The organism is Streptomyces sp. NPDC111520, assembly GCF_055635295.1.
Window position 1 is genome coordinate 20303 of sequence record NZ_JBVKBW010000001.1, and the last position, 26789, is coordinate 47091.

At 73.4% G+C, this 26789-nt stretch carries 23 protein-coding genes; 14 read left to right on the plus strand and 9 right to left on the minus strand.

The window, feature by feature from the left end; translation table 11 throughout:
- Positions 1-113 precede the first annotated feature (113 nt).
- Complete coding sequence (locus tag ACZ7MY_RS00100; protein ID WP_499598055.1) at positions 114-1535, plus strand: cysteine desulfurase/sulfurtransferase TusA family protein; 1422 nt, start codon at positions 114-116, stop codon at positions 1533-1535.
- 499 nt (positions 1536-2034) lie between these two features.
- Here the strand turns inward: ACZ7MY_RS00100 and ACZ7MY_RS00105 are convergent, their stop codons facing one another.
- A complete protein-coding gene (locus ACZ7MY_RS00105; protein WP_499598058.1) occupies positions 2035-3009 on the minus strand; it encodes a carbohydrate kinase family protein in 975 nt (324 codons plus the stop codon).
- Positions 3010-3146: 137 nt separating this feature from the next.
- Between ACZ7MY_RS00105 and ACZ7MY_RS00110 the strand changes: the two genes are divergently transcribed.
- Together ACZ7MY_RS00110 and ACZ7MY_RS00115 are read left to right on the plus strand one after the other, a co-directional pair.
- Positions 3147-3350: a hypothetical protein gene (locus tag ACZ7MY_RS00110; RefSeq protein ID WP_499598061.1), complete on the plus strand. Its 204-nt coding sequence runs from the start codon at positions 3147-3149 to the stop codon at positions 3348-3350.
- Positions 3351-3452: 102 nt separating this feature from the next.
- Positions 3453-4805 (plus strand): hypothetical protein, encoded by a 1353-nt coding sequence (locus ACZ7MY_RS00115; RefSeq protein WP_499598063.1) that lies wholly within the window; start codon positions 3453-3455, stop codon positions 4803-4805.
- An 80-nt stretch (positions 4806-4885) separates the two neighbouring features.
- Here ACZ7MY_RS00115 and ACZ7MY_RS00120 read toward each other — a convergent pair whose 3' ends face one another.
- Positions 4886-5239 (minus strand): iron-sulfur cluster assembly accessory protein, encoded by a 354-nt coding sequence (locus ACZ7MY_RS00120; protein WP_319134051.1) that lies wholly within the window; start codon positions 5237-5239, stop codon positions 4886-4888.
- Between the two features lie 242 nt (positions 5240-5481).
- Between ACZ7MY_RS00120 and nadA the strand changes: the two genes are divergently transcribed.
- Positions 5482-6657 (plus strand): quinolinate synthase NadA, encoded by a 1176-nt coding sequence (gene nadA / locus ACZ7MY_RS00125; protein ID WP_499598067.1) that lies wholly within the window; start codon positions 5482-5484, stop codon positions 6655-6657.
- A gap of 15 nt (positions 6658-6672) precedes the next feature.
- On the plus strand, positions 6673-7557 hold the full coding sequence (locus tag ACZ7MY_RS00130; RefSeq protein WP_499598069.1) for a GNAT family N-acetyltransferase: 885 nt from the start codon (positions 6673-6675) through the stop codon (positions 7555-7557).
- An 82-nt stretch (positions 7558-7639) separates the two neighbouring features.
- On the opposite strand, the gene ACZ7MY_RS00135 is transcribed toward ACZ7MY_RS00130, so the two are convergent.
- The 5 genes from ACZ7MY_RS00135 to ACZ7MY_RS00155 form a co-directional block, all read right to left on the minus strand.
- The gene (locus ACZ7MY_RS00135; protein ID WP_499598072.1) at positions 7640-10780 is read right to left on the minus strand and encodes an efflux RND transporter permease subunit; all 3141 of its coding nucleotides are present in this window, start codon (positions 10778-10780) and stop codon (positions 7640-7642) included.
- Positions 10781-10944: 164 nt separating this feature from the next.
- The gene (locus ACZ7MY_RS00140; RefSeq protein ID WP_499598074.1) at positions 10945-11631 is read right to left on the minus strand and encodes a response regulator transcription factor; all 687 of its coding nucleotides are present in this window, start codon (positions 11629-11631) and stop codon (positions 10945-10947) included.
- Positions 11628-12845, minus strand: coding sequence for a sensor histidine kinase (locus ACZ7MY_RS00145; RefSeq protein WP_499598077.1), 1218 nt, complete (start codon positions 12843-12845; stop codon positions 11628-11630). Before ACZ7MY_RS00145 ends, ACZ7MY_RS00140 begins: the two co-directional genes overlap by 4 nt.
- Positions 12846-12953: 108 nt before the next feature.
- Positions 12954-13232, minus strand: a complete 279-nt coding sequence (pspAA, locus tag ACZ7MY_RS00150) for a PspA-associated protein PspAA (protein ID WP_499598079.1) — start codon at positions 13230-13232, stop codon at positions 12954-12956.
- 20 nt (positions 13233-13252) lie between these two features.
- A complete protein-coding gene (locus tag ACZ7MY_RS00155) occupies positions 13253-14044 on the minus strand; it encodes a PspA/IM30 family protein (protein ID WP_018557019.1) in 792 nt (263 codons plus the stop codon).
- Positions 14045-14239: 195 nt separating this feature from the next.
- Here ACZ7MY_RS00155 and ACZ7MY_RS00160 point away from each other — a divergent pair, with 195 nt between their 5' ends.
- From ACZ7MY_RS00160 to ACZ7MY_RS00170, 3 genes are all read left to right on the plus strand, one after another.
- Positions 14240-14830, plus strand: coding sequence for a DUF3043 domain-containing protein (locus ACZ7MY_RS00160; protein ID WP_499598082.1), 591 nt, complete (start codon positions 14240-14242; stop codon positions 14828-14830).
- Between the two features lie 68 nt (positions 14831-14898).
- A complete protein-coding gene (locus tag ACZ7MY_RS00165; RefSeq protein ID WP_499598084.1) occupies positions 14899-15609 on the plus strand; it encodes a class I SAM-dependent methyltransferase in 711 nt (236 codons plus the stop codon).
- A gap of 49 nt (positions 15610-15658) precedes the next feature.
- On the plus strand, positions 15659-16759 hold the full coding sequence (locus tag ACZ7MY_RS00170; RefSeq protein ID WP_499598086.1) for a S1C family serine protease: 1101 nt from the start codon (positions 15659-15661) through the stop codon (positions 16757-16759).
- A 117-nt stretch (positions 16760-16876) separates the two neighbouring features.
- On the opposite strand, the gene ACZ7MY_RS00175 is transcribed toward ACZ7MY_RS00170, so the two are convergent.
- On the minus strand, positions 16877-17083 hold the full coding sequence (locus ACZ7MY_RS00175; RefSeq protein WP_499598089.1) for a hypothetical protein: 207 nt from the start codon (positions 17081-17083) through the stop codon (positions 16877-16879).
- A gap of 69 nt (positions 17084-17152) precedes the next feature.
- Between ACZ7MY_RS00175 and ACZ7MY_RS00180 the strand changes: the two genes are divergently transcribed.
- Together ACZ7MY_RS00180 and cobT are read left to right on the plus strand one after the other, a co-directional pair.
- Positions 17153-18355, plus strand: a complete 1203-nt coding sequence (locus tag ACZ7MY_RS00180) for a bifunctional adenosylcobinamide kinase/adenosylcobinamide-phosphate guanylyltransferase (protein WP_499598092.1) — start codon at positions 17153-17155, stop codon at positions 18353-18355.
- A gap of 40 nt (positions 18356-18395) precedes the next feature.
- Entirely contained in the window at positions 18396-19439 is a 1044-nt protein-coding gene (gene cobT, locus ACZ7MY_RS00185) for a nicotinate-nucleotide--dimethylbenzimidazole phosphoribosyltransferase (RefSeq protein WP_499598094.1), read from the plus strand.
- A 176-nt stretch (positions 19440-19615) separates the two neighbouring features.
- On the opposite strand, the gene ACZ7MY_RS00190 is transcribed toward cobT, so the two are convergent.
- Positions 19616-20353 (minus strand): hypothetical protein, encoded by a 738-nt coding sequence (locus ACZ7MY_RS00190; RefSeq protein WP_499598096.1) that lies wholly within the window; start codon positions 20351-20353, stop codon positions 19616-19618.
- A gap of 69 nt (positions 20354-20422) precedes the next feature.
- Here ACZ7MY_RS00190 and ACZ7MY_RS00195 point away from each other — a divergent pair, with 69 nt between their 5' ends.
- The 4 genes from ACZ7MY_RS00195 to sucB all read left to right on the plus strand — a co-directional run bounded on the left by ACZ7MY_RS00195 (position 20423) and on the right by sucB (position 26588).
- Entirely contained in the window at positions 20423-21262 is an 840-nt protein-coding gene (locus ACZ7MY_RS00195) for an adenosylcobinamide-GDP ribazoletransferase (RefSeq protein ID WP_499598098.1), read from the plus strand.
- 289 nt (positions 21263-21551) lie between these two features.
- Entirely contained in the window at positions 21552-23063 is a 1512-nt protein-coding gene (locus tag ACZ7MY_RS00200) for a leucyl aminopeptidase (RefSeq protein ID WP_499598100.1), read from the plus strand.
- A 303-nt stretch (positions 23064-23366) separates the two neighbouring features.
- Positions 23367-24755, plus strand: coding sequence for a dihydrolipoyl dehydrogenase (gene lpdA / locus ACZ7MY_RS00205; RefSeq protein WP_499598102.1), 1389 nt, complete (start codon positions 23367-23369; stop codon positions 24753-24755).
- 51 nt (positions 24756-24806) lie between these two features.
- Positions 24807-26588, plus strand: a complete 1782-nt coding sequence (sucB, locus tag ACZ7MY_RS00210) for a 2-oxoglutarate dehydrogenase, E2 component, dihydrolipoamide succinyltransferase (protein ID WP_499598105.1) — start codon at positions 24807-24809, stop codon at positions 26586-26588.
- Positions 26589-26789 lie beyond the last annotated feature (201 nt).

A 26789-nucleotide genomic window follows, 5' to 3' on the forward strand; every position in this document is an offset into this window, starting at 1 on the left:
CGGCCCCCGAAGGGGTGTCGGGCACCGCTCCGCACCTGCGGAGGGCCCCGTTTCGGGGGCTTTTGACTGGTCCCCAGACGCCTTGCCGGACGCCGGGGCGTAGCGTGCACCACGTGCCCTACTTCGACGCCGCGTCCGCCGCACCACTGCATCCCGTCGCCCGGCAGGCACTCCTCGCCGCGCTCGACGAGGGGTGGGCCGACCCCTCCCGGCTCTACCGCGAGGGGCGCCGCGCCCGGCTGCTGCTCGACGCCGCCCGGGAGGCCGCCGCGGACGCCGTCGGGTGCCGTCCGGACGAACTCGTTTTCACTCCTTCGGGTACGCGCGCCGTGCACGCGGGAGTGGCCGGGGCCCTCGCCGGGCGGCGCCGGGTCGGCCGGCACGTGGTCGTCTCGGCCGTCGAGCACTCCTCCGTGCTGCACGCGGCGGCGGACGCCGTGGAGGACGCGGACGTCACGGAGGTGGGGGTCGACCGCACGGGTCTGGTCGACGCCGGCACCTTCGGCGCCGCGCTGCGCGGGGACACCGCGCTGGCCTGCCTGCAGTCCGCCAACCACGAGGTCGGCACGGTGCAGCCGGTCGACGAGGTCGCGGAGCTGTGCCGGGCGGCCGGGGTGCCGCTGCTCGTCGACGCCGCCCAGTCACTGGGCTGGGGAGCCGTGGCGGGCAGCTGGTCGCTGCTGGCGGCGAGCGCCCACAAGTGGGGCGGGCCGTCCGGGGTCGGACTGCTGGCCGTCCGCAAGGGCACCCGCTTCGCCGCCCAGGGGCCCGCGGACGAACGGGAGTCGGGACGCGCGCCCGGCTTCGAGGACCTCCCCGCGATCGTCGCCGCGGCGGCCTCGCTGCGGGCGGTGCGCGCCGAGGCCTCCGCGGAGGCGGCACGGCTGTCCGCGCTGGTCGACCGCATCCGCACCGCGGTGCCCGAACTCGTCCCGGAAGTCGAGGTGGTGGGCCACCCCGAGCTGCGGCTGCCGAACGTGGTGACCTTCTCCTGCCTCTACGTGGACGGCGAGGCGCTGCTGCACGAACTGGACCGGGAGGGCTTCTCCGTCTCCTCCGGGTCGTCGTGCACGTCCAGCACGCTGACGCCGAGCCACGTGCTCAAGGCGATGGGCGTGCTCTCCGAGGGGAACGTGCGGGTCTCGCTCCCGGCGGGGGCGGAGGCCGGCGACGTGGACCGCTTCCTCGAAGTGCTGCCGGGGGTGGTGCGGACGGTGCGGGAACGGCTCGGCGCGCCGGCCCCCGCGTCCGGGCCCGCGGCGGGGGCGGGGCGGACGGCCGGCGCGGAGCCGGACGAGGAGGAGGACGGGCCGGACCTCGTCGTGGACTCCCTCGGCAAGCGGTGCCCGATCCCGGTGATCGAGCTGGCGAAGGTCATCGGGGACGTACCCGTGGGGGGCGTCGTGTCGGTCCTCTCCGACGACGAGGCAGCCCGGCTCGACATCCCGGCGTGGTGCGACATGCGCGAGCAGGAGTACCTCGGCGCACACGCCGCACCCCGCGGCACGGCGTACTGGGTGCGGCGCGTCTCCTGACACCCCGACGGGCCTGACCGCCCGGCGCGGGTACGCCGGTGCGTCGCCCGGGGCCGGTTGACGACGGCTGCCGCCCCGCCGTCCAGGTGTGCCCGACCTGCGCGCGTCCGGGCCCGAGGGGCCTGCCCCCAGGTCCGGGGCGGGAGGGGAGCCGTCGGCCGGCGCCGCCACCGGCCGAGACTCGTCCGGGCAGGCGGGCCGTACGGGTTGAGCGCGACTGGGGGTACGTCGGATGCCTACGGCCGGGGCTCCGCCATCGGTGGACACCCGTCCGGGCAGCCGGGCCCGGTGCACGCGCCGAACGTGCCCAGGGAAGCGTCGGCGGCGCCGGGGGCGGCAGCGGCGGTGCGCACACAGCGAACAGCGTCCCGCCCCGGCCTCCCGTGAGCGATCCGGCCCGCAGCCCCGCGCCCGCCGTCCGGGCGGGAGGGCGGATCGGATGGCACTACAGCGGCGCCGCACGTGCGGCGCCGCCGTCGGGTGGTGAACGGGGAGCGGGTCAGTGCAGGTGGGTGCGGACTTCCTCGGCGGCCTCGTCGCCGTAGGCCTTGGTGAAGCGGTCCATGAAGTGGGCCCGGCGCAGCTGGTACTCCTGCGTGCCGAGGGTCTCGATGACCAGCGTCGCCAGCATGCAGCCGACCTGCGCCGCGCGCTCCGCGTCGACGCCCCAGGCGAGGCCGGAGAGGAAGCCTGCGCGGAAGGCGTCGCCGACGCCGGTGGGGTCGACCTTGGCGTCCTCCTCCGCGCAGCCCACGACGATCGGCTCCTCGCCGGCCCGCTCGATGCGGACGCCGCGCGAGCCCAGCGTGGTGACGCGGGTGCCGACCCGGCCGAGGATCTCCTCGTCCGTCCAGCCGGTCTTGGACTCGATGAGGCCCTTCTCGTACTCGTTGGAGAAGAGGTAGGCCGCGCCGTCCAGCAGTATCCGGATCTCGTCGCCGTTCATGCGGGCGATCTGCTGCGAGAAGTCCGCCGCCCACGGGATGCCGCGGGAGCGGCACTCCTCGGTGTGGCGGAGCATCGCCTCGGGGTCGTCGGCGCCGATGAGCACGAGGTCGAGGCCGCCGACGCGGGCGGCGACCGAGTGCAGCTCGATGAGGCGGGCCTCGCTCATGGCGCCGGTGTAGAAGGAGCCGATCTGGTTGTGGTCGGCGTCCGTGGTGCAGACGAAGCGCGCGGTGTGCAGCACCTCGGAGATGCGGACGGAGGCGGTGTCGACGCCGTGCCGGTCGAGCCAGGAGCGGTACTCGTCGAAGTCGGAGCCCGCGGCGCCGACGAGGACGGGCCGGACACCCAGCTGGCCCATCCCGAAACAGATGTTCGCACCGACGCCACCGCGGCGGACGTCGAGCGTGTCGACCAGGAAGGAGAGGGAGACCGTGTGCAGCTGATCCGCGACGAGCTGGTCGGCGAATCGGCCGGGGAAGGTCATCAGGTGGTCGGTGGCGATGGAGCCGGTGACTGCGATACGCACGGCTGGGATGCTCCTGCGGAGGCGGACGGCGGACGGTACCTGTCCACGCTACCGGCTGGGCCGGTGGGCGCCGACATGGCGAAACTACCCGATAGTAGGGCTTTCTCCCGTGACGCCGGGTACCTATGGTCGTGTCTATGACCACTCCTCTTCCCACCGCGCCCCTCGACGACCCCGAGTCGCTCGCCGAGCTGATCGGTGACTGCCGCAAGATGGCCGCGCACTGGGAGGTCCCCGCGGAGAGCGAGTCCGCGCGGGTCAGCCCGGCGAGTCTGCACGGGATCACGGTGCCGGCCGCGTCCTCGCACGTCGTCGAGGGCATGGCCGAGTACGGCGACTGATCGGAACCGCGAGGCGCTCCGGCCCGTCCAAGTGGCGTCCCCCGGTCGAAGGACCGGGAGGTCGGCAGCTGTGCGCAGCTGCGCGGAGCCGAAGGAGCCATCGTGGAGAGCGAGCCGACGCGACCGCGCCGCAGGCCCAGGTCACCGTGGGTGATGTCGGCGGTCGCCGTCGCGGTGCTGGCCGCCGGAGGCGGCGGCGCCTACTGGGCCGCGTCGGACACCCGGGACGGTGTCCCGCACGCCTCGGGCGCCAACGGGGACGGTTCCCCGGAGCCGCTGCGGCTCGACGGCGCCACCGGCGGCACCGGCGCCGAACTCACCGTCCGGGGCGATCTGCCCCGGGGCCCTTCCTCCGCCGCCGTACAGCGCCCGGGCAGCGTCCCGCGTGCCGCGGTGGAACGGCTGGCGCGCGCCCTGGGCGTGCCCGGCACGGTGAAGTCCGACCACGGCGCCTGGAAGGCGGGCGGCACGCCCGACGGCGGCGGCCCGGTGCTCCGGGTGAACAAGGACGCGCCGGGCACCTGGTCCTACTCGTACTACGGCGGCAAGCCCGGCAAGGGCCGCGCGCCCGCGCGGGACGACCTCGCGGTGCCGGCGGCGGAGGCGCTGCGCAGGGCGGCGCCGGTCCTCGCGGCGCTGGGGCTGAAGGACGCGCGGACCGACGCGAGCGAGGTCTCGGGGGTGCTGCGCACGGTCACCGCGGACCCGCGGGTGGCGGGGCTGCCGACGCACGGCTGGCGGACGGCGCTGCAGGTCGCCTCCGACGGGCTGCTGGTCACCGGGTACGGCCTGATGGCGCCGCTGACCAGGGGTGACACCTATCCGGTGGGGTCGGCCGCGGAGGCGCTGAAGGCGCTGAAGCGTCCCGGCACCGGCGGTGATCTGGGGCTCGGCGACTGCCCGACCGTGGTGCCGAAGCCCTCCCGCGGGCCCGGCGACGACCCGCTGCTGCCGAAGGTGCTCCCCTGCGTGCCGACCGCGGACCGGCGGCTGGAGGTGCGCAAGGCCGAGTTCGGGCTGTCGGCGCAGTTCGTGGCCGGACGGCAGGCGCTGGTGCCGTCCTGGCTCTTCGAGGTGGCGCAGGAGGGCGTGCGGCGGCCGTCGGTGCTGGCCCGGCCCGCGGTGGACCCGGCGTACGTACGGGGCGGGGAGGCGTCCCCCGCGCCCACGGGGACGGCGGCGCCGGCTGCCTCGACGGCGAAGGTGGAGTCCTACCGCGCCGAGGGCACGGAGCTGACGCTGCGCTTCTGGGGCGGGGTGTGCAGCGGCTACACGGCGTCGGCCGACGAGTCGGGTGCGGTGGTGAAGGTGAAGGTCACGGTGGTGCAGAAGGACCCCGGGAAGGCCTGCATCATGATCGCCGAGCGGTTCTCCCGGACCGTCCGGCTCGACACGCCGCTGGGCGACCGGAAGGTCGTCGACCTCTCCGACGGCAGCATGGTGCCGCGTACGTAGCCGGCGGGCCGCCCGCAGGGGGCGTCAGGACATGCCGAAGGCGGCGGGCACCCTGGGTGCCCGCCGCCTTCGCGCGGGGTTCAGTGGAACGAGTCGCCGCAGGCGCAGGAGCCCGTGGCGTTCGGGTTGTCGATCGTGAAGCCCTGCTTCTCGATCGTGTCGACGAAGTCGATGGAGGCGCCGCCCAGGTACGGGGCGCTCATGCGGTCGGTGACCACCTTCACACCGCCGAAGTCCTTCACGACGTCGCCGTCGAGCGAACGCTCGTCGAAGAACAGCTGGTAGCGCAGGCCGGAGCAACCGCCCGGCTGGACGGCGACGCGCAGCGCGAGGTCGTCGCGGCCCTCCTGCTCGAGCAGGTTCTTGACCTTGGAGGCCGCCGCGTCGGACAGGATGATGCCCTCGCTCTGGCTGGTCTCGTCCTGAACCGTCATCTGATCCACTCCCGGGTTGTACGGATGCTGCCACAACGGTGAACCGGTGGCTTCCCGGATTCATTCCTCCGGGGTCCGATGCTTATGCGCGCCATCCATGCTCGCACACCGGGCCCCGTACGGGTAATGCGTCACACTGACGCGAGGGCCATCGTCATTCTGACGCGAACGGGTTATGATAGATAGCGTCAAACCGACGAAAAGGTTGAGCCGCAGTTCCGCAGAGAAAGGGCTTCGGGCCCGTGACCACCACATCCGAACCGCTGGACGTCCAGCCGACCCCGCTCGCCCTGCTCCTCCTGGGCCGCGAGTCCGACCCGCGCAGCGAGCGCGGCGTCGACTGTCCCGGCGACCTGCCCGCCCCCTCGGACCCGGACCTGGTGGAGCGCGCCCGCGCCGCGAAGGCCAAGCTCGGCGAGAAGGTCTTCGTCCTCGGGCACCACTACCAGCGCGACGAGGTCATCCAGTTCGCCGACGTGACCGGCGACTCCTTCAAGCTGGCCCGTGACGCCGCCGCCCGCCCCGAGGCCGAGTACATCGTCTTCTGCGGTGTGCACTTCATGGCCGAGTCCGCGGACATCCTGACCTCCGACGCCCAGCGGGTGATCCTCCCCGACCTGGCGGCCGGCTGCTCCATGGCCGACATGGCCACCGCCGAGCAGGTCGCCGAGTGCTGGGACGTGCTCACCGAGGCCGGCGTCGCCGACGTCACCGTTCCCGTCTCCTACATGAACTCCTCCGCCGACATCAAGGCCTTCACCGGCCGGCACGGCGGCACCATCTGCACCTCCAGCAACGCCCAGCGCGCCCTGGAGTGGGCGTTCCAGCAGGGCGAGAAGGTGCTCTTCCTGCCCGACCAGCACCTCGGCCGCAACACCGCGGTGCGGGAGATGGGCTTCTCGCTGGACGACTGCGTCGTCTACAACCCGCACAAGCCGGGCGGCGGTGTCACCGCCGAGCAGTTGCGCGACGCGAAGATGATCCTGTGGCGCGGCCACTGCTCGGTGCACGGACGCTTCTCACTGGACTCGGTCGAGGACGTACGGGCCCGCATCCCCGGCGTCAACGTCCTGGTGCACCCCGAGTGCAAGCACGAGGTCGTCACCGCGGCCGACCACGTCGGTTCGACCGAGTACATCATCAAGGCCCTGGACGCGGCCCCGGCCGGTTCCTCCTGGGCCATCGGCACCGAGCTCAACCTGGTGCGCCGGCTGGCCAAGGCGCACCCGGACAAGCAGATCGTCTTCCTCGACAAGACCGTCTGCTTCTGCTCGACCATGAACCGGATCGACCTGCCGCACCTGGTGTGGGCGCTGGAGTCGCTGGCCGACGGCAAGGTCGTCAACCGCATCCAAGTCGACCGGGACACCGAGCACTTCGCGAAGCTGGCGCTGGAGCGGATGCTCGCCCTGCCGTAGGGGCAGGATGGGCGCATGATCCTGCGTCCCCTCCGTGACTCCGACGAGGACGCCGAAGCGGTGGCGGTCGTGGCGGCCGCCGCCTTCGGCGCCTCGGGCGCCCTGCCCGGCGGCGGTTCTCCCGAGGAGACGCCCCCGGAGCGCGCCGCCCTGCTGCGGCGGCGCAACCGGTACGTCGCGCGGACCGACCCCGGTGGCTGCTGGCTGGCCCTCGACGAGACGTCCGGCATGCCGCTGGGCGTCTCCATGTCGACGCGCCGTGAGGGGACGTGGGGGCTCTCCCTGTTCGCGGTGCTGCCCTCGGCGCAACGGCAGGGGGTCGGGCGCGAACTGCTCGCCGCCGCGATGGCGTACGGGCGCGGCTGCCTGCGCGGCATCATCTGCAGTTCCCGCGACCCGCGGGCGGCGGCGACCTACCGCCGGGCGGGCTTCGCGCTGCACCCGGCGATGCGCCTGGAGGGCGCGGTCCACAAGGGCGATCTGCCGGCGCCGGACGGGGCGGTGCACGAGGGCTCGGCCAAGCACCGCGACCTGATGGACTCCGTGGACCGGCGCACCCGGGGCGGCGCGCACGGCCCCGACCACGACCAACTGCTGACCGAGTGCCCCCTGTTGGTCGTGGACGACCTCGCCGGCAGCGGCTACTGCTACGTCGACCGGGACGGCCACGTACGGCTGCTGGCCGCGACCTCGCGCCGGCTGGCGTCCCGGCTGCTGACCGCCGCGCTGCTCAGCCTGCCCGAGGGCAGCACGGCGCGGGTCCCCCACCTGACGGCCGAACAGCAGTGGGCGGTGGACGTCGGCCTGACGGCGGGTCTGGAACTCACCACGTCCGGCTGGGTCTGCCTGCGCGGAATGCGGCCCCCGCAGCCGTACATCCCCTCGGGCTTCTTCCTCTGAGAGCCGTACACGGCCGCGACGGACGAAGGGGCCAGGGGCGTTCGCCCCTGGCCCCTTCGTCGTCAGGCCCTGCTCACAGGTGTCAGACCTTGGTCAGCTCGGGCGTCGGCTCGGCCTCGCCCGCGCCGGAACCGCCCGGCTGTGCGGCCCCCTTGAGCGCCTTGCGCTTGGCCCGCCGCTCCTTGCGGAGCTCGACCATCGTGTAGAGGGTCGGTACGAGCAGCAGCGTGAGCAGCGTCGACGTCAGCAGACCGCCGATGACGACCACGGCGAGCGGCTGGGCGATGAAGCCGCCCTCGCCGGTGACCCCGAGGGCCATCGGCAGCAGCGCGAAGATGGTCGCCAGCGCGGTCATCAGGATCGGCCGCAGACGGTGCCGGCCACCCTCGATGACCGCCTCCACCACGCCGTAACCCTGCGCGCGGTACTGGTTGATGAGGTCCATCAGCACGATCGCGTTGGTCACGACGATGCCGATGAGCATCAGCATGCCGATCAGCGCCGGCACGCCCAGCGGGGTGCCGGTGACGAGCAGCAGGCCGATCGCGCCGGTCGAGGCGAACGGGATGGACACCAGCAGCACCAGCGGCTGGATCAGGCTGCGGAAGGTGCCCACCAGCAGCATGAAGACGATGGCGACGGCGGCGAGCATCGCCAGCGCCAGGCTCGCGTTGGCCTCGTCCTGGTCCGAGGAGACACCGCCGATCTCGACAGTGGCGCCCTTGGGGAGATCGAGGTCGTCGATCTTTTTCGTCAGGGCATCGTTCACCGCACCGGTATTGTCACCGGTCGGTTTCGCCGTGATCGTCGCGGCGCGGGCGCCGTCGATCCGGGTCTTCTGCACCGGGCCGGGGGCCTCGACGACCTCGGCGACCTTGCCGAGCTTCACCGGTCCCACCGGGGTGGGGATGGTGAGGGCCGTGAGCTCGGCGACCGTACCGGCCTTCTGACCGGAGACCACCCGCACGTCGCGCTCGGTGTCGTCCAGCACAGCGCTTCCGACGGTCGTACCGCGCACGGCCTGGGTGACGGCGGCACCGATGGTGGCGTCGTTGAGACCGTACTTGGCGGCCTCGGCCTGCTTGGCGTGGACCTCGATCCTGGGCACGCTCTGCGCGAGGTCGCTGGTGACGTCTGTGACGTCGTCCAGATCGGCCACGGCGTCACGCACCTCGGCACTGGCCTTGGCCAGGGTGCCGGCGTCCGCAGCCTTGACGACGACCGACAGGTTCTGGTTGCCGAAGCCGCCGCCGGCGGAGACCGAGGTCGTGCCGACGCCATCGAGCTTCTTCAGGCCCGTCCGGATCTCGTCGAGGACGACATCACTGTCGTCCGCATTCTTCAGCTTCACCTGGAAGCTCGCCTGGTTGGCGCCGGTGCCGCCGCCGAAGGCCGCCAGGAAGCCGGAGGATCCGACCGTGACCTGATAGTCCTGGACCTGGTCGATGCCCTCGAGCAACTTCTCGACCTTGCGGGCCGCCTCGTCGGAAGCGGACAGGCTGGTACCCGGCGGGAGTTCCTGCTTGAGAGTCAGGGTGTCCTGGGCGCCGGGCTCGAAGAGGTTCGTCTTCAGCAACGGAGCGAGTCCGACGGTGACGAGCAGGACCGCGACGGCGATGAGGACACTGGTCAGCCGGCGGCGGGTGGCGAAGCGCAGCACCGGCACGTACAGCCGCTGCAGGGCGCCGCGGGACTCCTCCTCCTCGGCGCGGCGCCGGATCTCCTCCGGCGTGGTCCGGCCCGCATCGGCCGGCGGCTTGAGGAACCAGTACGACAGGACCGGGACGATCGTCAGCGACACCAGCAGCGAGGACAGCAGCGCCGCCGCCACGGTCAGCGAGAAGGAGCCGAACAGCGCACCGACCAAGCCGCCGACCAGGCCGATCGGCAGGAAGACGGCGACCGTGGTGAGGGTGGAGGCGGTGACGGCACCGGCCACCTCGCGCACCGCGGCGATGATCGCGGGTTGCTTCTCCTCGCCGTAGGCGAGGTGCCGCTTGATGTTCTCCAGCACCACGATCGAGTCGTCGACGACCCGGCCGATGGCGATGGTCAGCGCGCCCAGGGTCAGCACGTTCAGCGACAGGCCACGGGTCCACAGCACGATCAGCGTCAGCACGACGGAGAGCGGGATGGAGACCGCGGTCACCAGGGTCGAGCGCAGCGACGCCAGGAAGACCAGGATGACCACGACCGCGAAGAGCAGACCGAGCAGGCCCTCGATGGTCAGTCCGTGGATCGACTTGGAGACCGCGGGGCCCTGGTCGCTGACGACGGTGAGCTTGCCGCCCTTGCCGAGGTCGCGCTCGAGGTCGGCGAGCTTGTCCTTGACGGCCGAGGAGATCGCGACGGCGCTGCCGTCCTGGTCCATGGTGACGGCGACGCCGAGGCTGGGCTTGCCGTCGGTCCGGGTGATGGAGTCGGCGGCGTCGGGGCGCTCCGCGACGGTGGCGACGTCCCCGAGGCGCACGGGCTTGGAGGCCGTGGGGATCCGCAGGTCCTCGATCTCCCGCACCGAGGCGTACTCGCCGCCGACCTGGACGGTGCGGCTCTTGCCGCCGTCGTCGAAGGAGCCGGCCGGGACGGCGTGGCCGCCTGCCTGCAGCGCCTGCACGAGGGCGGCGGCGCCGAGCTTGCGGGCGGCGAGCTTCTTGTCGTCGGGGGTGACGGTGACGATCCGGTCCTGGACGCCGGTGACGGTCACCTGACCGGCGCCGTCGATGTCCTGCAGCACCGGGACGACCGAGCGGTCGAGCGCGTCGGCAAGTGCCTGCTGGTCCAAGCCGGTGGAGGTGGCGGCGAGGACGACGGTCGGGATGTCGTCCGTCGAGCCGGCGATGACCTGCGGGTCGGCGTCCTGCGGCAGCCGCGAGGAGACGCGGTTCACGGCCTGCTGGACGTTGGCCACCAGCTTGTCGCTGTCGTTGCCGTAGTCGAACTGGGCCATGATCACGGCGGCGCCCTCGCTGGCCGTGGACGTGATGCCGGTGATGCCGTCGACGCCCTTGACGCCGTTCTCGATCGGCTCGACGACCTGCTTCTCGACGACGTCGGGGGACGCGCCGGGGTAGGTCGTGATCACCGACACCAAGGGCAGGTCGATGGAGGGGAACAACTGCTGCTTGAGGGACGGTATCGCGATGGCGCCGAAGCCGATGGCGACCACCGCCATCAGCGCGACCAGGCTGCGCTGGGCAAGGCTGATTCGGGACAGCCAGGACATCGTGGTGCGGTCTCTTCTCTGTGCTCAGAGTGCTCGGATGGTCTCGGGTTGCGGACTTTTGTCAGCCCACGCCACTTTCTCCTGCCGCGGAGGGTGGTTTCCTCAGCCCGAGGTCGTGATTGCTCGCGGGGGCGTACTGCGGATGCGGTACGCGCCGGTCGTACTCAGCGTGGGGCGGCGCGCACCAGACCCGACTCGTACGCGGCGACGACCAGCTGCGCGCGGTCGCGGGCGCCGAGTTTGGCCATGGTGCGGTTCACGTGCGTCTTGACGGTGAGCGGGCTCACCCCGAGGCGCTCGGCGATCTCGTCGTTCGGCAGCCCCATCGCCACCTCGACCAGTACCTCGCGCTCGCGCGCCGTCAGCGCGTCCAGGTCCGGGCCCGCGGATCCGCCCTCCCCCGGCAGCGGGCGCTGCCCGCCGCTCTGCGCCAGGAACTGGGCGATCAGGCTCTTGGTCGCGGACGGGGACAGCAGCGCGTCGCCCCCGGCGACGGTGCGGATCGCCGCGAGCAGCTCGTCGGGCTCGGCGCCCTTGCCGAGGAAGCCGGCGGCGCCGGCGCGGATCGCCTGCGCGACGTACTCGTCGGCCTCGAAGGTGGTCAGGACGAGGACGGCCACGCCGGTCAGGTCCTCGGCGGAGGTGATCTCGCGGGTGGCGGCGAGGCCGTCGGTGCCGGGCATGCGGATGTCCATCAGGACGACGTCCGCCCGGGTGTCGCGGGCCAGCGCGACGGCCTCGGCGCCGTCCGAGGCCTCGCCCACGACCTCCATGTCCGGCTCGGACTCCACGAGGACGCGGAACGCGCCCCGCAGCAGCGCCTGGTCGTCCGCGAGCAGCACCCTGATCATGCCGGGATTCTCCCATCCCCGTGCGGGCCGGCCGGCCGGCCCGGCACCGCGAGCGGCAGCCGGGCGTGGACGCGGAAGCCGCCCTGCGCGCCGGGGCCGGCCTCGCAGGTGCCGCCGAGGGCCGCGGCGCGCTCGCGCATGCCGATCAGACCGTGACCGCCGCCCGCGGCGCCCGGGGCCTGCGGGCGGCCGCCGCGGTCGACGACGGTGACCTCCAGCGTCCCGGTGCCGCGCGCGATGCGGATCTCGGCCCGGGCGCCGGGGCCAGCGTGCTTGTGGACGTTGGTGAGCGACTCCTGGATGACCCGGTACGCGGTGAGGTCCACGCTCGCGGGGAGCGTGCCCGGGTCCTCCTCGACGACCTCCACCGGCAGTCCGGCCCGGCGGAAGCCGTCGACGAGCTGGTCCAGCACGCCGAGACCGGGTGCCGGTTCCATGGGGGCGGCGGGGTCCCCCGACTGCCGCAGCAGGCCCACGGTCGCGCGGAGCTCGTCCAGCGCGGAACGGCTGGCCTCACGGACGTGCGCGAGGGCCTGCTTCGCCTGGTCGGGGCGGCTGTCCATGACGTGGGCGGCGACGCCGGCCTGCACGTTGACCAGGGCGATGTGGTGGGCGACCACGTCGTGCAGCTCCCGGGCGATCCGCATCCGCTCCTCGGCGACGCGGCGCTTGGCCTCCTCCTCCCGGGTGCGCTCGGCCCGCTCCGCGCGCTCCTCGACGGCGGCGACGTAGGCGCGCCGGCTGCGGGTGGCCTCACCGGCCGCCGCGGCCATGCCGCTCCACGCGAACAGGGCGATGTTCTCGGCGGAGTACCAGGGCCGGGCCCCGAAGAGCATGGCGATCGCGGGCAGCAGCAGGCAGGTCGCCAGGCCCAGCCGGAAGGTGGTGGTGCGGTCGGTGTGCGTGGACGCCGAGAAGAGCGCGACGACGACCGTGGCGGCCACCGGGGCGCGGCCCTCGCCGGTCGCGGTGAGCAGGTAGACCACGGTGATTGCGCCGGTGAAGGCGAGGACGCCCAGCGGGCTGCGCCGGCGCAGCAGCAGCGCGGCGGAGGCGACGACGGCCAGCAGGATGTCGGGGACCGAGGCGTCGTACCGCTCGGTGTGCGGCCCGATGAACATGTTGCCGATGATCACCGCCAGGACGGCGAACGCCAGCCCGGCGTCGAGGGCGATGGGGTGGGCCTGGGGCCACAGACGGGCCCGGTCCCTCATGGATCTATGCTGCACGCTCATCAACGGTACGGGTCCCCACGGACGGCCGTGCCCCGGTCCGGTGCGGTACCGGGCCGGGGCACGTACGCGGTGCGCTGGTCGCTGGTGTCAGCCGGGGATGAGGCCTTCGTCCTTCAGCATCGCCCGGACCTCATCCAAGGTGGCGTCCGGGGCCGGCAGGATCAGCTCGGACGGTTCCAGGGAGTCGTCCGGCAGGGGCGTGCCCAGCCGGCGGACGGCGTCGAGGAGCGCGGTGAGCGTGCGCCGGAACCCGGCCTCGTCACCGCTCTCCATCTCCGCCAGGAGCTCGTCGTCGAGCTTGTCGAGCTCGGCGAGGTGGCCCTCGTCCACCGTCACCTGGCCCTCACCCATGATCCTTACGATCACGACGCCCTCCTCGGGGGTGTCTACTGCTTGTCGAACCGGGGCTGGTCCTGGGGCTGGGACTGAGTCTGGCCCTGCTGCTGTCCGCCCTCGATGGCCTGCTGCGGGGAACCGCCGGCCAGCTCGGCCTTCATGCGCTGCAGCTCCAGCTCGACGTCGCTGCCGCCGGAGAGGCGGTCGAGCTCGGCCTGGATGTCGTCCTTGGCGATCCCGGTCGGGTCGTCGAGGGCGCCGGAGGCCAGCAGCTCGTCCAGGGCACCGGCCCGGGCGCGCAGCTGCTCGGTCTTGTCCTCGGCCCGCTGGATCGCCAGGCCGACGTCGCCCATCTCCTCGGAGATGCCGGAGAAGGCCTCGCCGATCTGCGTCTGGGCCTTGGCCGCGCTGTAGGTGGCCTTGATGGTCTCCTTCTTGGTGCGGAAGGCGTCCACCTTGGCCTGCAGGCGCTGGGCGGCGAGGGTGAGCTTCTCCTCCTCGCCCTGCAGCGTCTGGTGCTGCGTCTCCAGGTCGGTGACCTGCTGCTGGAGGGCGGCCCGGCGCGAGAGCGCCTCGCGGGCCAGGTCCTCCCGGCCCAGGGCGAGCGCCTTGCGGCCCTGGTCCTCGTACTTCGCGGACTGCTGCTGCAGCTGGTTCAGCTGCAGCTCCAGGCGCTTGCGCGAGGTGGCGACGTCCGCGACCCCCCGCCGCACCTTCTGCAGCAGCTCCAGCTGTTTCTGGTACGAGTAGTCGAGGGTCTCGCGCGGATCCTCGGCCCGGTCAAGGGCCTTGTTGGCCTTCGCGCGGAAGATCATCCCCATCCGCTTCATGACACCGCTCATGGGCCTCGCGCGCCCCCTTCATTCAGCTCGCCAGCACACCTCTACAGACCCCACAGTACGGGGCCTGGTTCCATTACCCCACTGTTCCGTTGCGGATGCGCTCATCCTTAGGAACGATCACAGTTCGATGACCTCAGGCCCAGGGAGTAGGTGAGGGGCTGGGGGTCCCGCCGGCGAGCACGTAACCTTGGAGTCGTGTTCCGACGTCGTTCCCAAACCGAGCAGACCGCGTCCACCACCGTGGTGGAGGACCGGCAATCCCGCGACCCGCAGGCTCCCAAGGGCCGCCCCACCCCCAAGCGCAGCGATGCCCAGACGCAGCGCCGCAAGGCGGTGACCACGCCCACCGACCGCAAGGCCGCCACCAAGCAGGCCCGTGAGGCCAGGCGCGCCGACCTCGCCAAGCAGCGCGAATCGCTGATGAACGGCGACGAGCGCTACCTGCCCGCCCGTGACAAGGGCCCGGTGCGCAAGTTCGCCCGTGACTACGTGGACTCGCGGTTCCGGGTGGCGGAGTTCTTCCTGCCGCTGGCCGTGGTCATCCTCGTGCTCAGCATGCTCCGCAACCCGGCGCTGCAGAACATCTCGCTGCTGCTGTGGCTCGTGGTGATCGTGCTGATCGTCGTGGACTCGGCCGTCAGCGGTCTCCTGCTGCGGCGCGAGCTGGCGAAGCGCTTCCCGGACAAGCCCACCAAGGGCGCCGTGGCCTACGCCCTCATGCGGACCCTCCAGATGCGCCGACTGCGCCTGCCGAAGCCGCAGGTCAAGCGCGGCACCAAGCTCTGAGCGGGAACGGCGGGTTCGCCGGCGCCGCCGGCACCTGGCTGGACCGGCTGGGCGGACTCCGGAACACCGTGCGCCAGGAGCTGGTCGGACGCCAGCTCGACGAGCAGATCACGGCGCGCTTCCCCGTGGGGCGGCGGCTCGGGATCCTCGACGTCGGCCCCGGCCAGGGCACCCAGGCGCTGCGGCTGGCCCGCGCCGGTCACCTGGTCACCGGCCTGGAGGCCGATCCGGGGATGGCGGAGGTGCTGCGCGAGGCGGTGGCCGCCGAGCCCGAGGGCATACGCGAGCGCATCACCCTCGTCGAGGGCGACGGCCGGGAGACCGGCCGGCACTTCGGGCCGGGCAGCTTCGACGTGGTGCTCTGCCACGGCGTGCTGATGTACGTGCCCGAGCCGGACGCCATGGTCGCCGGACTCGCCCGGGTGCTGGCCCCCGGTGGGCTGCTGTCGCTGCTGGTGCGCAACGCCGACGCCCTGGCGATGCGGCCCGCGCTGCAGGGCGACTGGGCCGGCGCGCTGGCCGCCTTCGGCGGCGACACGTACACCAACCGGCTGGGGCTGCCGGCCCGCGCCGACCGGCGCGCGGACCTCACGACCACGCTCAGCGCCATCGGCGCGCCGCTGCACGCCTGGTACGGGGTGCGGGTCTTCACCGACACGGCGCCGGACGACGCCGTGGAGGCGCCGGAGGAGCTGCTGGCCGCCGAGGAGCTGGCGGGACGCACCGACCCCTACCGGGGCGTCGCGGCACTGCTGCATCTGTGCGGCGTACGGAACTGACCGGGGCGGGATACCGGGGACGGGGCACCGCGAACGCGACACTTCGGTCATGCGCGATTCGAAGCCGAACCGATGGCGGCCGCCGGCGGCGCTGCGGGCGGCGGCCCTGCTGCTGGCCGTCGCGTGCTGCGGGAGCCTGACCGCCGGATGCACGGAGGACAACCCCTCCCCCGGCGCGGCGTCCTCGGCGCCCGCGCCCGTCGCCGCCTCCGAGGGGGCCGCCGCCCGTGATCTGGAGCACTCGTACCAGCAGGTCGTCAAGGCGGTGCTGCCGTCCGTCGTCCAGATCAACACGTCCGAGGGACTGGGCTCCGGCATCGTCTACGACACCAAGGGCCACATCGTCACCAACGCCCACGTCGTCGGCAGCTCCGACACCTTCGAGGTCACCCTCGCCAACAGCGACACCCCCCACAAGGGCCGGCTCGTGGCCTCCTACCCCGAGCAGGACCTCGCCGTCATCGAGCTCGACGACCCGCCGGACGGCCTGCGCGCGGCGTCCTTCGGGCGCTCCCACGACATCCAGGTCGGGCAGATCGTGCTCGCCATGGGCAGCCCGCTCGGCCTGAACAGCAGCGTCACGCAGGGCATCGTCTCCGCGGTCGGCCGTACGGTCAGCGAGACCGGGGCCGAGGGCGGCACCGGCGCCACCCTGGCCGACATGGTGCAGACCTCGGCCCCCATCAACCCCGGCAACAGCGGCGGCGCGCTGGTCAACCTCTCCGGCCAGGTCATCGGCATCCCGACGCTCGCCGCGGTCAACCCCACCATGGGCGACTCCTCCGCGCCCGGCATCGGCTTCGCCATCCCCGCGGCGACCGTCACCCGCATCGCGGACCAGATCGTCAAGCACGGCAAGGTCGTCGACTCCGGCCGCGCGGCGCTGGGCATCACCGCGCGGACGGTGCTCGACGAGAACTTCCAGCCCGCCGGGGTCGGCGTCGTCGAGGTCACCCGGGGCGGGGCGGCCGACAAGGCCGGCATCAGGGCCGGGGACGTCATCGTCGGCGTCGGGGGCGACGACATCACCACCCTGCAGTCGCTGTCCGAGGCCCTGGTGCAGCACGCCCCCGGCGACCGGGTGGACGTCACCTTCCAGCGCGGCAGCGGCGAGAGGACCGTCAAGGTCACGCTGGGGCAGCTCGGGTAGCGGACCGCCCCGCGCGCCGGGGGCGGGGTCGCGGGACGTCCCGCCGGCCCTCCCCCGGCACGCGGGGCGGTACGGCGGCCGGCTCTCCCGGCCGCCGCGGCACGGGTCCTGACGGTCCTACTCCTCGGCGTGCAGGCTCATCGGGCCGTAGATCTTCGTGCCGTCGTCGAAGAGGTGGACCTGGTCGGCGCCGCCCTGGAGGAGGTCCTTCCAGACCTCGCCGATCCAGGACTCCGCGTCCCCCTGCGTGGTGAACTCCTCGGGCTCGACCGCGGGGGTGACCTCCGTGCCGTCGGTCTTCTCGAAACGCCACGTCCACGCCATGTCCGTCTCCTCGTCCCTGGGGGTGCCTGTCCGGCAGCGTAGCGTGCGCGGACGCGAGAGGATCTGCACGTGGAACTGACTCTCCTCGGCACCGGGGGCCCGGACGGCCTGCCCCTCCCCGGCTGCCCCTGCGCGGCCTGCGCGACGGCCGTGGGCGACCAGGCGCGGGCGGCGACCTCGCTGCTCGTCGACGGGGTGCTGCTGCTCGACCTGACGCCGGGACTCGCGCTCACGGCGGCGCGCTCCGGCCACTCGCTCGCCGGGGTCCACCAGGTGCTGCTGTCGCACCCGCACGACGGCCCGGCCGTGGAGATCCCGGCGGGACTGCCCGCGCCGGGCCGACTGGCGCCCGGCCAGGAGATCACGCTGCTGTCCGGGCACCGGGTGCGGGCGGTGCCGGTCGACGCGCCCGGCTCCGGTTACGAGGTGACCGGCCCCGAGGGCGAGCGCCTGCTGTACCTGCCGCCGGAATGCGCCACCGCGGGCCTGCCGGAGGCCGCGGAGCCGTACCGGCTGGTGCTGCTGGACGCGGTGGGCCGGCCGGACGCGCTGGGCCGGCTGCGGGCGGCGGGCGCGGTCGGGAGCACGACCGACGTCGTCGCGGTCCACCTCGACCACCGCGTCCACCCGGGGCCGGAACTGCGGCGCCGGCTGGCCGCGCTCGGCGTACGGGCGGTGCCGGACGGCACGACACTGACGGTCGGCGACCTCCGCGACGTGCCCGACGTGCCGCGCCGCACGCTGGTGCTGGGCGGGGCGCGGTCGGGCAAGTCGGTGGAGGCGGAGCGGCGGCTGTCGGCCTGCCCCGAGGTGGTGTACGTGGCCACCGGCGGGGCCCGGGGCGGTGACGCGGAGTGGGCGGAACGGGTGGCCCTGCACCGGGAGCGGCGCCCGCAGTCCTGGCAGACGCTCGAGACCTGCGACCTGCCGCCGCTGCTGGCCGAGGGGGACGGTCCCGCCCTGCTCATCGACTGCATGTCGCTGTGGCTGACGCACACCATGGACGAGCTCGGCGCGTGGGACGACGGGAAGTGGGCGGAGGGCGGCGAGCGCGAACTGCGCCGCCGTGTCGGGGAATTGACCGCAGCCTGGCGGGCGACCCGCAGGACGGTCGTGGCGGTCAGCAACGAGGTCGGCTCCGGGGTCGTCCCGGCCACGGCCAGCGGGCGCCGGTTCCGGGACGAGCTGGGCCGGCTGAACGTCGCACTGGCCGAGCAGTCCGAGCACGTGGTGCTGGTGGTCGCGGGGCAGGCGCTGGCACTGCGGGGCTGACCTGGGCGCGCGGCCCCGCGGACCGGTAGTGTTCGACCCCGTGAGCGGCCTGAACCTTGATGACTTCGCGACCCTGGTGGAGCGTCCGGACGCCGGTGTGCGCCGTGACGCGCGCGACCGCTGGCAGCGGCTGGTGCGTCCGGCAAGCGCGCTCGGCGGGCTGGCCGAGCTCGCCGACTGGCTGTCGGCGGCCCAGGGCACGGCGACCGTGCGCCCGGTCGAGCACCCCAAGACGGTGCTCTTCGCGGCGGACCACGGGGTGGCGGCCCTGAAGGTGTCGGCCCGCCCCGAGGGCACCGCGGTGGAACTGGTGCGGCGGGTCCTGGACGGCGCCTCGCCGGTCAACGTGCTGGCCCGTCAGTACGGCGCGGCGGTCCGGGTGGTGGACGTGGGCGTGGACGCCCCGGCCGAGGACCTGCCCGCGGACGTGACGGCGCACCGCGTACGGCGCGGTTCCGGCCGGATCGACGTGGAGGACGCGCTGACGGCCGAGGAGGCCGAGGCAGCGTTCCGGGCCGGTATGGCCGTCGCGGACGAGGAGGCGGACTCCGGCACTGACCTGGTGCTCCTCGGCGACCTCAGCGTGGGCGGCACGACGGTGGCCGGCGTGCTGATCGCGGCACTGTGCGGCACGGACGCCTCGGTGGTGACCGGCCGCGGTTCGGGCATCGACGACATCGCGTGGATGCGCAAGTGCGCGGCGATCCGCGACGCGTTGCGGCGGGCCCGGCCCGTGCTCGGCGACCAGCTGGAGCTGCTGGCTGCGGTCGGCGGCGCGGACATGGCGGCGATCACCGGCTTCCTCCTGCAGGCCTCGGTGCGGAAGCTGCCGGTGGTGCTGGACGGCGTGGTGTCGGCGGCGTGCGCGCTGGTCGCGCAGCGGATCGCCTTCCGGGCGCCGGACTGGTGGCTGGCCGGGCAGGCCAACGGGGAGCCGGGCCAGGTCAAGGCGCTGGACCGGCTGTCCATCGAGCCGCTGCTCGACCAGAAGGTGACGGCGGGTGAGGGCACCGGAGCGCTGCTGGCGCTGCCTCTGTTGAAGGCCGCGGCCGCCCTGTCGGCGGAGCTGCCGGAACGTTTCTGACACCTCGCCCCCGGTGGGCGGGGGCGTTCGGGGCGGGGGTGCTTCTCGTGGTGGCGGCGGATCGATTCGCCGTACCGCGCCGGAGCGCCCGCGACGGCCCGCGCCGAGGACCAACCGGCCCTGGTCGTGGGGCTGTCCGGTGGCATTCGCCTGCGTCTGCCTCCGGGGCCCGGGCCTCAGCGTTCGGTGAAGCCGCCGATCCAGTCCTGGACGCGCCGCAGCGGGCCCGACCAGCGGGCGTCGTGGCGGGCGGCACGGGCCTCGGCCCGCCGGGCGGTCCGGGGACGGCGGGGGTAGAGCCGTTCCGCCCACAGCGAGTCGGGGCGGGCCAGCCGCAGGGCGGCGTACAGGGCGACGAAGGGCACGAAGACGCCGACGACGGCGGAGCGCACCTTGCCCTTGACGAGGGCGGTCAGGACGAACAGGAAGTTGACGGCGATGGTGAGGATCACCGAGACGCGGCTCTGCTGCTCGTCCGGGGTGAGCGAGTCGACGCCGAAGGGGACCAGGCCGCAGAGCATCATCAGGACGACGGAGAAGGTGACGACGACGGCCTCGACGCTCTTGCGGCCGCGATCGCTCCAGTACACGTCGTCGAGGTAGAGCACCAGCGCGAACTCGTCGAGCACCAGGCCCGCTCCGGCGCCGAACAGAACGGCGGACAGGGCGGCGCCGAAGCCCCGTGAGGAGCTGGCGACGCCCCCGAAGCCGCCGATCGTCATGAGAACGATCCCGGGCACCACGTGGTGGATGTGGGTACCGCCGGAGGAGATGTTGCGGAAGGGGCCCTTGCCCGCCCGGATGAGACGGGTGATCATCCGCGTGACCAGGAAGGTCAGTACGAACGCGCCCAGCGCGAGGAGCAGCGGCAGCTTTCCCGGCTCGACGATGTTGCGGTACCACCAGTCACCCATGCCGATTGCTCCCGGTTCGCCCCGTACGCGGCACTATACGGTCCGGGTCCGGCGGTTACCCTGCACGCCATGACCGCCGACCCCGCGCCCGAACCCGCTCCTCCCGCCGCCGCGGCCCCCGCGGCCGCCACCGCCGCCACCGCCGCCGAGGGACTGCGCTTCGCCTTCGGCACGCTGACGGTGCTGCGGGTCCGGGTCGGCCGCTGGGACCGCCCCGCGGCCCGCGCGGGGATGCTCTGGGCGCCGTCGGCCGGACTGGTCGTGGGCCTGTGCGCGGCGGCGGCCGGCGGACTGCTGCTGCTCCTCGGCGCGGGTCCGCTGCTCGCCGCGGTCGCGGGCGTCGCCGTTCCGGCCGCCCTGACGCGGGGACTGCACCTGGACGGGCTGGCCGACACCGCCGACGGACTGGGCAGCGGCAAGCCCGCCGAGGACGCGCTGCGCATCATGCGGCAGTCCGACATCGGGCCCTTCGGCGTGCTCACCCTGGTCCTGGTGCTGCTGGCGCAGGTCGCCGCGCTGGCCGGGCTGTACGGCCAGTCCTGGACCCGGGGCGCGGTGGCCGCCGCCCTGGCCGGGCTCACCTCGCGCGCCGTGATGACGCTGGCCTGCCGCGAGGGTGTGCCCGCGGCCCGGCCCGGCGGGCTCGGCGCGGCTGTGGCGGGTGCCGTCCCCGCCCGTGCCGCCTGGCTGCTCGCCGCGGTGACGGTGGCGGTCTGCGCCGCCGCGGGGGCCGCCCACGGCGTGCCGGACGCGGTGCGCTGCGCGGCGGCCGCGGCGGCGGCCACGGCCGCCGCGGAACTGCTGCTGCGCCGCTGCCGCCGGCGCCTGGGCGGGGTCACCGGTGACGTCCTCGGCGCGTTGTGCGAGACCGCGGCGACGACCGTGCTGCTGGTGCTGACCCTGGGCTGAGCGCCGTACGGCGACCGCGCGGGGAGTCGGCGGATCCGCCGACTCCCGCCGTACGGACGGGCGTCGGGGCCGCGCCGGGGGTGCGGGGCGGGCGCGCTCCCATAGGGAAAACCCGCGCCTTGGCCGTCATGGGCGCAGGTCGTGGTCGCAAGTGACAGCAGTGAGCGTAAGGTCGGTCCTGCACCCCCGTCCCGTGCCGCGAAGGACGCCCGGCGTCGGGACACGAGGGGAGCCGGACGGAGTCCGGCGTCAAGTATTGGACCCCCGAAGGAACAGGATCCGCATCACCGTGACTGCACTGACTCTCAGCACCTCCTCCGCGGCAGCGCTGCGCGCTGACGCCGTCGTCGTCGGCGTGACCAAGGGCGCCAAGGGCCCCGAGGTCGCCGCCGGGGCGGAGTCGGTGGACCAGGCCTTCGCCGGCCGGCTCGCCGCGACGCTCGAGACACTGGGCGCCTCGGGCGCTGAGGGTGAGGTGACCAAGCTCCCCGCTCCGGACGGCCTGAAGTCCCCGGTCGTGCTGGCGGTCGGGCTCGGTGAGGCCCCCGCCGACGGCGCCGCCTACGACACCGAGGCGCTGCGCAAGGCCGCTGGCGCCGCCGCCCGCGCGCTCGCCGGCTCGAAGAAGGCCGCCTACGCGCTCCCCGTGCAGGACGCGGACGCCACGCAGGCCGTCGCCGAGGGCGCGCTGCTCGGTGCCTACGTGTACACCGCGTACCAGTCCTCCAACGGCAAGGCCCCGCTCGCCGAGGTCGCGCTCGTCGGGGCGAAGCCGCGGGACAAGGCGGTCAAGGCCGCCGCCGAGCGGGCCACGGTCGTCGCGGCCGAGGTCAACCGGGCGCGCGACCTGATCAACATGCCGCCGAACGACCTCCACCCGAAGTCCTTCGCCGCGTTCGCCCAGGAGGCCGCCAAGGAGCACGGCCTCAAGATCGAGGTGCTGGACGAGAAGGCCCTGGTCAAGGGCGGCTACGGCGGCATCATGGGCGTCGGCCAGGGCTCGGCGAACCCGCCCCGCCTGGTGAAGATCGCCTACACCGGCGCCAAGGGCCGGGGCGCCAAGCACCTGGCGCTGGTCGGCAAGGGCATCACCTACGACTCGGGCGGCATCTCCCTGAAGCCGGCCGGTCACAACGAGACCATGAAGTGCGACATGAGCGGCGCCGCCGCCGTGCTGTCCACGGTGGTCGCCGCCGCGCGCCTGGGCCTGCCCGTCAACGTCACCGGCTGGCTGGCGCTCGCCGAGAACATGCCCTCGGGCAGCGCCGCCCGCCCCGGCGACGTGCTGAAGATGTACAGCGGCAAGACCGTCGAGGTGCTCAACACCGACGCCGAGGGCCGCCTGGTGATGGCCGACGCCCTCACCCGCGCCTCGGAGGAGAAGCCCGACGCGATCATCGACGTGGCGACCCTGACCGGCGCCATGGTGCTGGCCCTCGGCACCCGCATCTTCGGCGTCATGGCCAACGACGACGCCTTCCGCACCGCCGTGCACGAGACCGCGACCGAGGTCGGCGAGCAGTCCTGGCCGATGCCGCTCCCCACGGACCTGCGCAAGGCGATGGACTCCCCCACCGCGGACATCGCGAACATGGGCGAGCGCATGGGCGGCGGCCTGGCGGCCGGCCTGTTCCTGAAGGAGTTCGTCGGCGAGGGCATCACCTGGGCCCACGTCGACATCGCGGGCCCGGCGTTCAACGAGTCCGGCCCCTTCGGCTACACCCCCAAGGGCGGCACCGGCTCCGCGATCCGCACCCTGGTGCGCCTGGCCGAGAAGGCCGGCGAGGGCGAGCTGCTCTGACCGCGGTGTAAGACTCGGCACATTCCGTACGGCCCCGGGTATGGCATCCGGGGCCGTACGCGTTCGCCAAGAGCGAGCAAAGAACGCAACCGCTCCGTATTCCGTAGGGGATACCGGCGAGTAGCACCGGCCCGGGACGTTCCGTACGTCTCAGACAGCGGCCCGGTGCCTCGTCCGCCCCGAACAAGTGCGAAGATGTTGTCTCGGCACGACAGGGCCCCGTTTAACAGAAGCGGCCGAACAAAAGCCGCCGCCCGGTCACGACGGACCGGCTCCGGCGTATCCATGCATGGAGGACGTGACGTGGCGAACGACGCCAGCACCGTTTTCGACCTAGTGATCCTCGGTGGCGGTAGCGGCGGCTACGCCGCAGCGCTGCGCGCGGCGCAGCTCGGTCTGGACGTCGCCCTGATCGAGAAGGACAAGCTCGGCGGCACCTGCCTGCACCGCGGCTGCATCCCCACGAAGGCTCTGCTGCACGCCGGTGAGATCGCGGACCAGGCCCGCGAGGCCGAGCAGTTCGGTGTCAAGGCCACTTTCGAGGGCATCGACATCGCCGGGGTCCACAAGTACAAGGACGACGTGATCTCGGGCCTCTACAAGGGCCTGCAGGGTCTGGTGGCCTCCCGCAAGGTCACCTACGTGACCGGCGAGGGCCGGCTCTCCTCCCCGACGACGGTGGACGTCAACGGCCAGCGCTACACCGGCCGGCACGTCCTGCTCGCGACGGGCTCCGTGCCCAAGTCGCTGCCGGGCCTGGCCATCGACGGCGACCGCATCATCTCCTCCGACCACGCGCTGGTCCTGGACCGCGTGCCGAAGTCGGCGATCATCCTCGGCGGCGGTGTCATCGGCGTCGAGTTCGCCTCGGCGTGGAAGTCCTTCGGCGCCGACGTCACCATCGTCGAGGGCCTGCCGCACCTCGTGCCGGCCGAGGACGAGAACAGCTCCAAGCTGCTGGAGCGCGCCTTCCGCAAGCGGGGCATCAAGTTCAACCTCGGCACCTTCTTCTCCAAGGCCGAGTACACCGCCGGCGGCGTCAAGGTGACGCTCGCCGACGGCAAGGAGTTCGAGGCCGAGGTCCTGCTCGTGGCCGTCGGCCGCGGCCCGGTCTCCCAGGGCCTGGGCTACGAGGAGGCCGGGGTCGCCATGGACCGCGGCTACGTCCTCGTCGACGAGTACATGCGCACCAACGTGCCCACGATCTCCGCGGTCGGCGACCTCGTCCCGACCCTGCAGCTGGCCCACGTCGGCTTCGCCGAGGGCATCCTCGTCGCGGAGCGGCTGGCGGGCCTGAAGACCGTGCCGATCGACTACGACGGCGTGCCGCGCGTCACGTACTGCCACCCGGAGGTCGCCTCCGTGGGCATCTCCGAGGCCAAGGCCAAGGAGCTGTACGGCGCCGACAAGGTCGTCACCCTCAAGTACAACCTGGCCGGCAACGGCAAGAGCAAGATCCTCAAGACCGCGGGCGAGATCAAGCTCGTCCAGGTCCGCGACGGTGCGGTGGTCGGCGTCCACATGGTCGGTGACCGCATGGGCGAGCAGGTCGGCGAGGCCCAGCTGGTCTACAACTGGGAGGCCCTGCCCGCGGAGGTCGCGCAGCTCATCCACGCGCACCCGACGCAGAGCGAGGCCCTCGGCGAGGCCCACCTCGCGCTGGCCGGCAAGCCGCTGCACTCGCACGACTGACACACGGACACGCAGAACCATCCGCACAGATCGTTAGGAGCAACCGAAACCATGGCGGTTTCCGTAACCCTGCCGGCGCTCGGCGAGAGCGTGTCCGAGGGCACCGTCACCCGCTGGCTCAAGGCCGAGGGTGAGCGCGTCGAGGCCGACGAGCCGCTGCTCGAGGTCTCCACCGACAAGGTCGACACCGAGATCCCGGCGCCCGCCTCCGGCATCCTCTCCTCCATCAAGGTGGCCGAGGACGAGACGGTGGAGGTCGGCGCCGAGCTGGCCGTCATCGACGACGGCACGGGTGCCCCCGCTGCCGCCCCCGCCCCGGCCGCGGCCGAGGCACCCGCGCCGGCTCCGGTGCAGGAGGCTCCCGCCCCCGCTCCGGCCCCCGCCGCGCAGGCCCCGGCTCCGGCTGCCCCGGCCGCGGCTCCGGCCGGCGGTGCCGAGGGCACCCCGGTGCTGCTGCCGGCGCTGGGCGAGTCCGTCACCGAGGGCACCGTCACCCGCTGGCTCAAGGCCGTCGGCGAGAGCGTCGAGGCCGACGAGCCGCTGCTCGAGGTCTCCACCGACAAGGTCGACACCGAGATCCCGTCCCCGGTCGCCGGCACGCTGCTGGAGATCCTCGTCGGTGAGGACGAGACCGCCGAGGTCGGCGCCAAGCTCGCCGTCGTCGGTGCCGCCGGTGCCGCGCCCGCCGCCGCCCCGGCGCCCGCCGCCCCCGCTCCGGCCCCGGCCGCCGCGGCTCCGGCGCCCGCCCCGGCCGCTCCTGCGGCCGCGGCTCCCGCGCCCGCCCCGGCGCCCGCCCCGGCTCCGGCCCCGGCCGCCGCGGCCCCGGCTCCCGCCCCGGCCGCCGCTCCGGCTCCGGTCACCCCGGCCCCGGCCGCCGCTGCCGCCCCCTCGGCCACCGCGCCGACCGACGAGGGCGCGTACGTGACCCCGCTGGTCCGCAAGCTCGCGGCCGAGAACGGCGTGGACCTGGCCTCGGTCAAGGGCACCGGTGTCGGTGGCCGCATCCGCAAGCAGGACGTCCTGGCCGCCGCCGAGGCCGCCAAGGCCGCCGCTGCCGCGCCGACCGCCCCGGCCCCGTCCGCGGGCGTCACGGTCCCGGCCGCCGCCGCCGCGCTGCGCGGGCAGACGGTCAAGATGACCCGCATCCGCAAGGTCATCGCCGAGAACATGATGAAGGCCCTGCACAGCCAGGCGCAGCTGTCGACCGTGGTCGAGGTGGACGTCACCAGGATCATGAAGCTGCGGGCCCGGGCCAAGGAGTCCTTCCTGGCCCGCGAGGGCGTCAAGCTCTCGCCGATGCCGTTCTTCGTCAAGGCCGCCGCCGAGGCGCTGAAGGCCCACCCGACCATCAACGCCAAGATCAACGAGGACGGCACCGTCACCTACCACGACGTCGAGAACGTCGGCATCGCGGTGGACTCGGAGCAGGGCCTGATGGTCCCGGTCATCAAGGGCGCCGGCGACCTGAGCCTGGCCGGCATCGCCAAGAAGACCGCCGAGCTGGCCGGCAAGGTCCGCAACAAGAAGATCAGCCCGGACGACCTGTCCGGCGGCACGTTCACGATCAGCAACACCGGTTCGCGCGGTGCGCTGTTCGACACGATCATCGTGAACTTCCCGCAGGTGGCCGAGCTGGGCATCGGCGCCACCGTGCGCCGCCCGATGGTCGTCAACCACCCGGACCTGGGTGAGACCATCGCGATCCGCGACGTGGCGTACCTGACCCTGTCGTACGACCACCAGCTGGTCGACGGCGCGGACGCCGCCCGCTACCTGAACGACGTCAAGGCCCGTCTCGAGGCCGGCGAGTTCGAGGGCGACCTCGGTCTGTAACCGACCGGAGTCCTCGCGGGACCGTACGACGGCCGAGGCCCCAGCCCCTTCCCGGGCTGGGGCCTCGGCCGTTCCGCGCCCGTGGTCCCGCCGTCCGCCGCCGGTTCCGCGCCGGACTGAACGGTCCGGGCCCGGCGGACGTACTCCCGGGGGCAGGGCGGGGGACCCGCACTCCGGTGAACCCGCCCCGCGGCGACGGCG